The organism is Prevotella sp. 10(H) (assembly GCF_000711235.1).
GTDB lineage: Bacteria > Bacteroidota > Bacteroidia > Bacteroidales > Dysgonomonadaceae > Dysgonomonas.
The window spans coordinates 188,992-198,974 of record NZ_JOMI01000002.1; the positions used below are offsets into that span (position 1 = coordinate 188,992).

The following is a 9,983-nucleotide window of genomic DNA, read 5'->3' on the forward strand; positions in this document are numbered from 1 at the left end:
AGAAAATTATTATGGCAAAAATTAAAGTTAAACAAACAAAAAGCAGAATCAATTGTCCTAAAGACCAGAAACAGACTTTAGACGCTCTCGGGCTGAGAAAGATGAACCGTGTCGTAGAACATGAAGATACACCTGCTATCAGAGGAATGATCAACAAAGTACACCATCTGGTGACTATTGTAGAGTAATTTAGTTTAAAAGATAAAAAAACATTAAGATATGAGTTTATCAAATTTGAAACCTGCAGCAGGCGCTACCAAAACCGCAAAAAGAATCGGACGTGGTCCGGGTTCGGGTCTGGGTGGTACTTCTACTAGAGGTCATAAAGGAGCTAAGTCCAGATCAGGATATTCTAAGAAAATCGGTTTTGAAGGAGGTCAGATGCCAATCCAGCGTCGTCTTCCTAAATACGGATTCAAGAATATCAACCGCGTTGAATACAAAGCGATCAATCTGGATGTATTACAGCGTTTAGCTGAAGCGAAGAAACTTTCAAAGATCGATGTTCAATCATTAGTCGATGCAGGTTTTATTTCATCAAATCAATTAGTGAAAATACTTGGAAACGGAGCCATCACTACTAAAGTAGATGTAGAAGCTCACGCGTTTTCAAAAACAGCAGAAGCTGCAATTCAGGCAATAGGTGGAACCGTAACAAAACTGAAGTAAGATGGGATTAGTAAAAACACTGGAAAATATATGGAAGATTGAGGACCTTAGAAAAAGGCTCATGATTACCTTCTTTTTCGTGGTGATCTATCGCTTCGGTGTGCATATTGTTCTTCCGGGTGTTGATCCTGCCGCTCTTGATGCCCTTCAGGCAAAAACATCGGGAGGTATACTCGACATCTTGAACATGTTCTCGGGAGGTGCATTTGCCAATGCATCGATTTTTGCATTAGGTATTATGCCTTATATATCTGCTTCCATCGTTATGCAGCTGTTGGGTATGGCAGTGCCATATTTCCAAAAACTGCAGCGTGAAGGAGAAAGCGGGCGTACGAAGATGAACCAGTATACACGTTACCTTACAGTAGCTATCCTGTTATTCCAGGGGCCTGCATATTTGCTGGGCGCATTGGGACAGGCGGCTCCTACAACATGGGACTTCCTTATTCCTTCTACCATCATATTGGCCGGAGGTAGTATGTTTGTTCTTTGGCTTGGAGAGCGTATTACGGATAAAGGTGTAGGAAACGGTGTATCTTTCATTATCCTTGTAGGTATCATTGCACGACTTCCGCATGCGCTGATCGGTGAATTCTCTTCACGATTGGCAAGTCAGGCCGGAGGTTTGGTAATGTTCCTTGCCGAAATCGTATTCCTGTTGCTTATTATCTGTGGCGCTATCTTGTTGGTACAAGGTACCCGCCGTATACCGGTACAATATGCAAAAAGAGTAGTTGGTAACAAACAATATGGGGGTGCGCGCCAGTATATACCGTTGAAGGTAAATGCTGCTAACGTGATGCCTATCATCTTTGCTCAGGCAATCATGTTTGTGCCTATCACTATTGCAGGGTTCTCTACCGAAAGAGACGGATTCTGGGGATCGTTTATGGACCATACCAGTGTGGCTTATAATCTTGTGTTTGCATTCCTTATTATTGCTTTCACATGGTTCTACACTGCGGTGACTATAAATCCTGTGCAGATGGCCGATGAGCTGAAACGTAACAATGGCTTTATACCGGGAATCAAACCGGGTAAGAAGACAGCAGACTATATAGACCAGATCATGTCCCGTATTACATTTCCGGGTTCATTGTTCTTGGCTATAGTGGCTATCCTTCCTGCATTTGCAAGTTATTTCGGTGTGAGCCGTGAATTCTCGCAATTCTTCGGAGGTACGTCGTTGCTGATTCTTGTAGGGGTTGTGCTGGATACGCTTCAGCAGATCGAAAGCCACTTATTGATGAGGCATTATGACGGTTTATTGAAATCGGGTAGAATCAAAGGACGTTCCGGTTCAATTGCAGCATATTAAGGAGGATATTTAAATGATATTTCTAAAAACAGACGAAGAGATTGAGTTGATGCGTGAAGCTAACCACCTTGTAGGAATGACTCAGGGTGAATTAGCAAAACACATCAAGCCGGGGGTAACGACTTTATATCTGGATAAGATTGCAGAAGAATTTATTCGCGATCATGGTGCTATACCATCCTTTCTCGGATATAACGACTTTCCGAATTCACTTTGTATTTCTGTGAATGAAAACGTAGTGCATGGTATTCCATCCGACTATGTTTTGAAAGATGGAGATATTATTTCTGTTGACTGCGGTACTGAAAAGAACGGATTCTGCGGCGACTCTGCTTACACATTTTGTGTAGGAGAAGTAGCAGAAGATGTGAAAGCATTACTGAGAGCAACAAAAGAATCTCTTTATCTGGGTATAGAAAAAGCTGTGGAAGGTAACCGTGTAGGCGATATCGGCGACGCAGTTCAGACATATTGCGAAAAACGGGGTTATTCTGTTGTTCGCGAATTGGTAGGACATGGTATAGGACGTAAGATGCACGAAGCGCCTGAAGTCCCTAACTATGGTAAGCGCGGCACAGGTCCCTTATTGAAGAAGGGAATGTGTATCGCTATCGAACCGATGATAAATATGGGAAGCAAGAATGTTGTCTTCGAAAGCGACGGCTGGACTGTAAGAACACGTGACCGTAAACCTTCAGCTCATTTCGAGCACACAGTAGCTATACGTCAGGGAAAAGCAGATATCTTATCGACATTCGAATATGTAGAAGCTGTTTTAGGGAATAACGCAATTTAAAAATCTTTAAAAATTTATATGGCTAAACAGGCAGCAATAGAACAAGACGGAGTGATAATAGAAGCACTATCCAATGCAATGTTTCGTGTCGAACTCGAAAACGGACACGAAATTACTGCACACATCTCGGGAAAGATGCGTATGCATTATATCAAAATACTTCCGGGAGACAGGGTACGTGTGGAAATGTCACCTTATGATTTATCAAAAGGACGGATTTCATTCAGATACAAATAAAAAAACAAAGATATGAAAGTAAGAGCATCATTGAAGAAGCGCACCGCTGATTGTAAGATTGTCAGAAGAAAAGGTCGCTTATACGTAATTAACAAAAAAAATCCTAAGTACAAACAACGTCAAGGATAATTTATTAATTTTGCAAATTAATCGAAAAAATATATGGCTATAAGAATAGTTGGAGTCGATTTACCACAAAATAAGAGAGGCGAAGTAGCCTTGACATACATTTTTGGTATCGGACGTAGTTCTGCTAACAAAATCCTTGCTGAAGCAGGAATAGATAGAGATATCAAAGTGAAGGACTGGAACGATGAGCAGGCAGGTAAAGTGCGTGAAATCATCGCTTCGGAGTACAAAGTAGAAGGGGACTTACGTTCAGAAGTACAGCTTAACATCAAGCGATTGATGGATATCGGCTGTTACAGAGGTATCCGTCATCGTATCGGCTTACCTTTGAGAGGTCAGAGTACTAAAAACAATGCCCGTACACGTAAGGGCAGAAAGAAAACTGTTGCTAACAAGAAAAAAGCTACAAAATAATTAATTTGATATGGCAAAGAAAACAGTCGCAGCGAAAAAGAGAAATGTTAAAGTGGATGCTATCGGACAAGTTCATGTGCATTCATCTTTCAACAATATCATTATTTCGATTACAAACGGCGATGGCCAGGTTATTAGCTGGTCTTCGGCAGGGAAAATGGGTTTCAGAAGTTCAAAGAAGAACACCCCGTACGCAGCGCAAATGGCAGCATCAGATTGCGCCAAAGTTGCATTTGACTTAGGATTGAGAAAAGTAAAAGTGTATGTAAAGGGCCCGGGCAACGGACGTGAGTCTGCAATCCGTACCATCCATGCAGCAGGCATCGAAGTAACAGAAATCGTTGACGTTACTCCACTTCCTCACAATGGATGTCGTCCTCCTAAACACAGAAGAGTTTAATCAAAATTTAAAATTGGAACTTAAATTGTGATTTTGATTGCAAGTCAACCCTCTCTGTAATCGCGGCTGCACAATTTCAGCTTTCATCAATTATTAATTAGAAAAGAAATGGCAAGATATACTGGACCAAAATCAAAAATCGCCCGTAAATTCGGAGAGCCAATATTCGGACCTGACAAAGTTCTTTCTAAGAAGAACTACCCTCCCGGCCAGCACGGTAACGGAAGGAAGAAGAAATCGTCGGAGTACGGTATTCAATTGCGTGAAAAGCAAAAAGCAAAATACACTTATGGTGTGCTTGAAAGACAATTCCGTAATATGTTTGACAAAGCCCTTTCATCACGTGGTATCACGGGTGAAGTGCTTCTTCAGATGTTGGAATCGAGACTGGACAATGTAGTGTTCCGTCTGGGGATAGCGCCTACACGAGCAGCTGCACGTCAGCTTGTTTCTCACCGCCACATTACTGTGGACGGTAAGGTGGTAAATATTCCGTCTTATTCAATCAAGCCCGGACAATTAATCGGCGTACGCGAGAAATCAAAATCTCTTGAAGTTGTCAGCGAAGCATTGTCAGGTTTTAACCATAGTAAATACCCTTGGATCGAGTGGGATGCATCATCTATGACAGGAAAATATCTTCATATTCCTGAAAGAGCGGATATCCCTGAAAACATTAAAGAACAGTTGATCGTAGAGTTGTATTCTAAAAATTAATTAAATTCATGGCTATATTAGCATTTCAAAAACCGGATAAAGTATTGATGTTAGAAGCGGATGATTTCTTCGGGAAATTCGAATTTCGTCCGTTAGAACCCGGATATGGTATTACCGTTGGTAATGCTCTGCGCCGTATTCTGCTTTCATCTCTTGAAGGTTTTGCTATCACTTCTATAAAAATCGACGGGGTTGAGCATGAATTTGCTACCGTACCGGGTGTTATAGAAGATGTTACAAATATCATTCTGAACCTGAAACAAGTACGTTTCAAGCAGATAGTAGAAGAGATTGAAAACGAGAAGGTAAGTATTACCGTTTCAGGTGCCGAAGTATTCAAAGCCGGTGATATCGGAAAGCATCTGTCAGGATTTGAAGTATTGAACCCTGATCTGGAAATTTGTCACCTAGACAAGAATGCAAGCTTTCTTATCGAATTGAATATTAACAAAGGCCGCGGGTATGTACCTGCTGATGAAAATCGCAATCTGTCCGACGATGTTAATGTTATAGCTATTGACTCTATTTATACTCCTATCCGCAATGTAAAATACTCGATAGAAAACTATCGTGTGGAGCAAAAAACGGACTACGAGAAACTTGTAATAGAAATAGCGACCGACGGGTCTATTCATCCTAAGGATGCTTTGAAAGAAGCAGCTAAAATCCTTATCCATCACTTTATGCTGTTCTCTGATGAGAAGATCCTCCTTGAGCAGAGCGAAGTCGACGGTAATGAAGAATTCGATGAAGAAATCCTGCATATGCGTCAGCTGCTGAAAACTAAGTTATCGGATATGAACCTTTCTGTTCGTGCCCTTAACTGTTTGAAGTCGGCGGAAGTAGAAACATTAGGCGAGCTTGTGCAATTTAATAAGAACGACCTTCTTAAGTTTAGAAACTTTGGTAAGAAATCACTTACCGAGCTCGATGAACTATTGGATAGCCTGAGCCTGTCATTCGGTATGGATATTTCTAAATATAAATTAGATAAAGATTAGTAAGCGACATGAGACATAATAAGAAATTTAACCACTTAGGACGTACAAGCTCACACAGAAACGCTATGTTGTCGAATATGTGTGCCTCATTGATCCTGAGTCCTAATAAGAGAATCTTTACAACGGTTGCCAAAGCGAAAGCATTGAAGAAAGTTGTAGAGCCTATCATTACAAAATCGAAAGAAGATACTACTCAGTCAAGACGTTTAGTGTTTCAGGATCTTCAGAATAAAGCAGCTGTAACAGAATTGTTCCAGAATGTTTCTCAGAAGATAGCTGACCGTCCGGGAGGATATACTCGTATCCTTAAAACAGGAAACCGTCTTGGAGATAACGCAGCAATGTGTTTTATCGAACTGGTAGACTACAATGAAAACATGCTGAAAGAGAAGAAAGCTGCATCGAAAGGTAGAACACGCCGCTCTAAAAAGGCAGCTGATCAACCTGTAGCTGCTAAAGAGACTTCTAAGAAAGCAAAAGCTGAAAAGGTAGAGAAAGCAGAAGAGGCTGAAGTAGAAGCTTTGGAAGCTGCTCCGACTTCTTTGCCGATAGTTGAAGAAGAAACTGCTTCTACATCGGAAGCTGAAGCACCTGCAGCAGAAGAGAAGCCAAAGACTGAAGAATAATACTCTATTCTTAGTTATATAAAAAGAAAGTATCCTGAATCTCAGGATACTTTTTTTTGCTTGATAAGTTAGTTCTGATTGAACTGTTATCCTCCCGGCTGCATAAATAGCAATGCCATGTAAGTTTGTAATAATCCGTGATAAGGTTGGGAAGTCTTTCTTACGCAAGCAATCTTTTTTACTTACTACTTAGATGACGGAATATGGTAAACGTTGCATGATTTATCAAATATTTGGCATAAAAAGTGTTCTTTTTATGAATTTATCCTATAAGTTGCTGTTATACATTGTTTTAAGTTTATGTTAAAAGTGAGTCTATTTTATCGTGAATTTTACAGACAGGCTTACTCCCGTTTCATCCACCACAGTTAACCTATGCTCACCCTTATCCGGCTTATAGTCTTTTTTGTGAAAGCCTTTCGTTTCGCCTATATATTTCCCGTCGAGATGCCAATATACTCGGTTCTGCGGTGAACGGTGTGCTAATTCGAAGACAACGTTACCTAATGTTCCGTCCAGTTGTTTAGGCAGGCTGATTACTGCATTCGGGAACGGGTAGATGAATTCCATCAATTTTACTTCCGAATCTTCCCTGCATTCGGGTGAATAAGGCGGTAAAGAGCGATAGCTTGGATGCTGTTCCTTATAATACCATTCCCATGACGGTGGCAGGATAAACCACGATGTATGCATAATGCCCCTTTTTCCGGCGCAATCTTCATACACCTGATATTTCATATCTTCAGACAGATGCACTAATTTGTGATAGGAGCATACCGCACCGTTCAGTCCCCTTTTGCTTATCCATAGAGTATCTGTTTCTGCTTCGGGGCAGTTCATGCTTTTGAGGCAACCGCTTTCATGGCAAATCTCTGTTCTTACAAGGTCATTCTCAGGTCGGGCAAACCAGCGGCTTTGAGGCAATGCATTGTATATATCAAACATCACCATACCCGCCGTACGAGCACCTGTAAGTCCCGGACGCCCTTCACCATCAGAATTGCCGACCCACACCCCCACAACATAACGTGGATTTACACCTACAGCCCAGCCATCGCGAAAACCGAAGCTTGTACCTGTTTTCCATGCAATCTTCTGTATCGAAGGAATCGAGCGCCAGTCTATTTCCTCGGGACGGTTGACATTTGTCAGTGCTTCGAATGTCTGCCATATAGCGCCTGCCGAGAATAGTGGATTACGGATTCTTTCACCTTTCTTATTATTATCCTCGTGGAGAATATAAGAGGGCTGTTCCATTTCGTAATAACGGGCATCTTCGTTATATATATTGAGTTGTTGCGCCATTCGCAGGTACATATAACTAATATCCCATAGCTTGCCTTCTGCACCCCCCAGAATAAGAGATAGCCCGTAATTGTCGGCCGAGCGGTTAAGTGTCGTCATTCCTGCTCTTTTCAATAGATTATAGAACTTCGGTACGCTATACTTACGCAGCGAAACTACAAAAGGCACATTAAGCGAACGGGCAAGTGCTTCCGATGCATGCACTGCTCCATCGTATTGCAGACTAAAATTCTTCGGTGCAAAACCGTTGAGATTTATTGGCACATCAGGCAGTATTTGCTCGGGCAACAATTCTCCTTCCTGTACCATGGCGCAATAGAGAAAAGGTTTCAGAATGCTTCCCGTACTTCTCGGCGCCTGTATGATATCTACCTGATTTGCCGACGTGCTCTTCTCGAAGTCGACATTTCCACAATAAGCTATCACTTCATTTTTCTGTACATCGAGGACTATCGCCGCGATATTTTTTATACCGTTCTGCGAAAATTCGGCATTCCATCGGCTGAGTATCGATTCTATGCGTTCCTGTCGAGATTTGTCAATAGTTGAGGTGATATGCCTGCCGCCTTGTTCTTTATACAGGCGGGTAACAAGATGAGGAGCTACCTGTGGTAGCGGGTGCGGTTGAAACGGTAACGGTTCGCCTATGGCTAGTTCATAATCTACTTCATCCAGTATTTCACGGTCGTAAAGCTGTTTAAGCAATCTGTTTCGTTTCGTCAATAACTTGTCACGGTTGCGCCCGAAGTGCATCAGTGTAGGGGAATTGGGTAATACGGCCAGTGTTGCAGCTTCTGCCCACGAAAGGGTTGCCGCCTGATGTCCGAAATACCGCCATGAGGCGGCTTCTATTCCTACAACATTTCCGCCCATAGGGGCATGTGAGGCATATAAGGCCAGTATTTCGTCCTTCGAGTATGAGAACTCCAGACGTGTGGCAAGAATCATTTCGATGAATTTCTCGCCAAATGTACGGTTTTCTTTACGTGAAAGGCGGATTGTCTGCATCGTGATAGTACTAGCCCCGCTGACGATTTTGCCGTCACTGATATTCTGCTTTATGGCGCGGGCAATTGCAAGCGGGTTTACTCCCCAATGGGAGTTGTAATACCTGTCTTCGAATTCTATCAGGCAGGTCTTATATTTTTCGGGAATAGAGTCGGATGTGGGAAAACGCCACTGCTGGTCATCGGCTATACGTGCGCCAAGTAGCTCTTCATGCCTGTCGGAAACGACGGTGCTGTACGGAACATGGAAGAGGGGAGAGGGCAGGCAAAAGATATACCATATAAGCAGGACAAGACATACGGGAATGCCTATCCGGTATTTCAACTTGCTCTTTTTGTATCTATTAAAAAGACTGATAAAGAATGTGTTAATTGTATTCAGGTAGTTTTTAATCATTCATGTTTATTCTTCCAGTTTATTCTCTTAAGTTTATATTTATATTCAATACTCAATTTTCCTTTACACATTACCTCATTCACAAAGTCTTCATCTTTAATCATCCCCACTGATTCGAGCAGCCGTATAGATGCTATATTCTCCGAATCGGTGATACCGATAATTTCTTCTATATTATCATTCTTAAACAGGCGGTTTATCAATAGGGTCAACGCCTCTTTAGCCAGCCCCTGTCCCTGATATTCCGGCGAAATATTACAGCCGACTTCGGCAGTAATACCTTCAATCTTAAATGCGCAATCTCCCGCAAGAATACCGTCTTTTTCTATCGCTAGCCCCATCCATTTACCTTCTTCTACGGGTGCTTCCTGTTGTTTTGCGAAGGCTGTTGCCTGTTCCCTTGTAAAAGGCTCCCAGTATTGATATCTAGCTATGTCCTCAAGCGAACGGTATTTATATATGGCCTCTGCATCGGTTTCTCGGATACTCCGTAATACAATACGTTTCAGTCGAGTATAATACTTATTCATTTTTATATTTATTAACTATATATTGTTAAAAAGTAACAAAAGTAACGGAAATTTAAGTTGACAAGTAAACAAGATACCAGATACGAGTTGAAAGGCTCGTCTACTTGTTTACCCGTTTACTTGTATCTGATTGAAGAATTCACATTCGTTAACTCTATTTAGTTAAAAGGTAACGAAAGTAACGAATTTTTCAGCTGATAGTTTTACCGATAACTCCAATATTCTAAAATTAATTAAGAACTAAAAATCACCATAATCCACAACTTTTTTCATACTATTATCAGTTACGACCCCAGTTGCTTTCAACTGAGAAATATATATAGTAGTTTGCTTCGATATATAGATAAATAGTTTCTTAAATCTTATCTTATTACACTTATTCAAAAATAATACTTATCTGCGTATTTTTTAACTAATACTTCAATTATTTATCGGTT

General features: G+C 41.3%; 13 protein-coding genes. 11 read left to right on the forward strand and 2 right to left on the reverse strand.

The genetic code is table 11. From position 1 onward, the window contains the following. Positions 1 to 11 precede the first annotated feature (11 nt). The 11 genes from rpmD (at position 12) to rplQ (ending at position 6,307) form a co-directional block, all read left to right on the forward strand. Positions 12 to 188: a 50S ribosomal protein L30 gene (rpmD, locus tag K348_RS0104315; protein ID WP_029903276.1), complete on the forward strand. Its 177-nt coding sequence runs from the start codon at positions 12 to 14 to the stop codon at positions 186 to 188. A gap of 31 nt (positions 189 to 219) precedes the next feature. Beyond that, positions 220 to 669, forward strand: a complete 450-nt coding sequence (gene rplO, locus K348_RS0104320; RefSeq protein ID WP_029903278.1) for a 50S ribosomal protein L15 — start codon at positions 220 to 222, stop codon at positions 667 to 669. Between the two features lies 1 nt (position 670). Further along, the gene (gene secY / locus K348_RS0104325; RefSeq protein WP_029903280.1) at positions 671 to 1,987 is read left to right on the forward strand and encodes a preprotein translocase subunit SecY; all 1,317 of its coding nucleotides are present in this window, start codon (positions 671 to 673) and stop codon (positions 1,985 to 1,987) included. 13 nt (positions 1,988 to 2,000) lie between these two features. Further along, a complete protein-coding gene (gene map, locus K348_RS0104330; RefSeq protein WP_029903282.1) occupies positions 2,001 to 2,783 on the forward strand; it encodes a type I methionyl aminopeptidase in 783 nt (260 codons plus the stop codon). Positions 2,784 to 2,801: 18 nt separating this feature from the next. Next, the gene (gene infA, locus K348_RS0104335) at positions 2,802 to 3,020 is read left to right on the forward strand and encodes a translation initiation factor IF-1 (protein ID WP_029903284.1); all 219 of its coding nucleotides are present in this window, start codon (positions 2,802 to 2,804) and stop codon (positions 3,018 to 3,020) included. A 12-nt stretch (positions 3,021 to 3,032) separates the two neighbouring features. Further along, positions 3,033 to 3,149 (forward strand): type B 50S ribosomal protein L36, encoded by a 117-nt coding sequence (gene ykgO / locus K348_RS18975; protein WP_006800238.1) that lies wholly within the window; start codon positions 3,033 to 3,035, stop codon positions 3,147 to 3,149. 33 nt (positions 3,150 to 3,182) lie between these two features. Further along, positions 3,183 to 3,563 carry a 30S ribosomal protein S13 gene (rpsM, locus tag K348_RS0104340; protein ID WP_029903287.1) on the forward strand — a complete coding sequence of 127 codons (381 nt, stop codon included), beginning with the start codon at positions 3,183 to 3,185 and terminating at the stop codon, positions 3,561 to 3,563. Between the two features lie 10 nt (positions 3,564 to 3,573). Beyond that, positions 3,574 to 3,963, forward strand: coding sequence for a 30S ribosomal protein S11 (gene rpsK, locus K348_RS0104345; protein ID WP_029903289.1), 390 nt, complete (start codon positions 3,574 to 3,576; stop codon positions 3,961 to 3,963). Positions 3,964 to 4,071: 108 nt separating this feature from the next. Further along, positions 4,072 to 4,680, forward strand: coding sequence for a 30S ribosomal protein S4 (gene rpsD, locus K348_RS0104350; RefSeq protein WP_029903291.1), 609 nt, complete (start codon positions 4,072 to 4,074; stop codon positions 4,678 to 4,680). An 8-nt stretch (positions 4,681 to 4,688) separates the two neighbouring features. Beyond that, complete coding sequence (locus K348_RS0104355) at positions 4,689 to 5,681, forward strand: DNA-directed RNA polymerase subunit alpha (RefSeq protein WP_029903292.1); 993 nt, start codon at positions 4,689 to 4,691, stop codon at positions 5,679 to 5,681. An 8-nt stretch (positions 5,682 to 5,689) separates the two neighbouring features. Then, the gene (rplQ, locus tag K348_RS0104360; RefSeq protein WP_029903294.1) at positions 5,690 to 6,307 is read left to right on the forward strand and encodes a 50S ribosomal protein L17; all 618 of its coding nucleotides are present in this window, start codon (positions 5,690 to 5,692) and stop codon (positions 6,305 to 6,307) included. 315 nt (positions 6,308 to 6,622) lie between these two features. On the opposite strand, the gene pbpC is transcribed toward rplQ, so the two are convergent. Together pbpC and K348_RS0104370 are read right to left on the reverse strand one after the other, a co-directional pair. Further along, positions 6,623 to 9,016, reverse strand: coding sequence for a penicillin-binding protein 1C (pbpC, locus tag K348_RS0104365; RefSeq protein WP_029903296.1), 2,394 nt, complete (start codon positions 9,014 to 9,016; stop codon positions 6,623 to 6,625). Next, positions 9,013 to 9,546, reverse strand: a complete 534-nt coding sequence (locus K348_RS0104370) for a GNAT family N-acetyltransferase (protein WP_029903298.1) — start codon at positions 9,544 to 9,546, stop codon at positions 9,013 to 9,015. The genes pbpC and K348_RS0104370 overlap by 4 nt, the downstream gene beginning before the upstream one ends. Positions 9,547 to 9,983 lie beyond the last annotated feature (437 nt).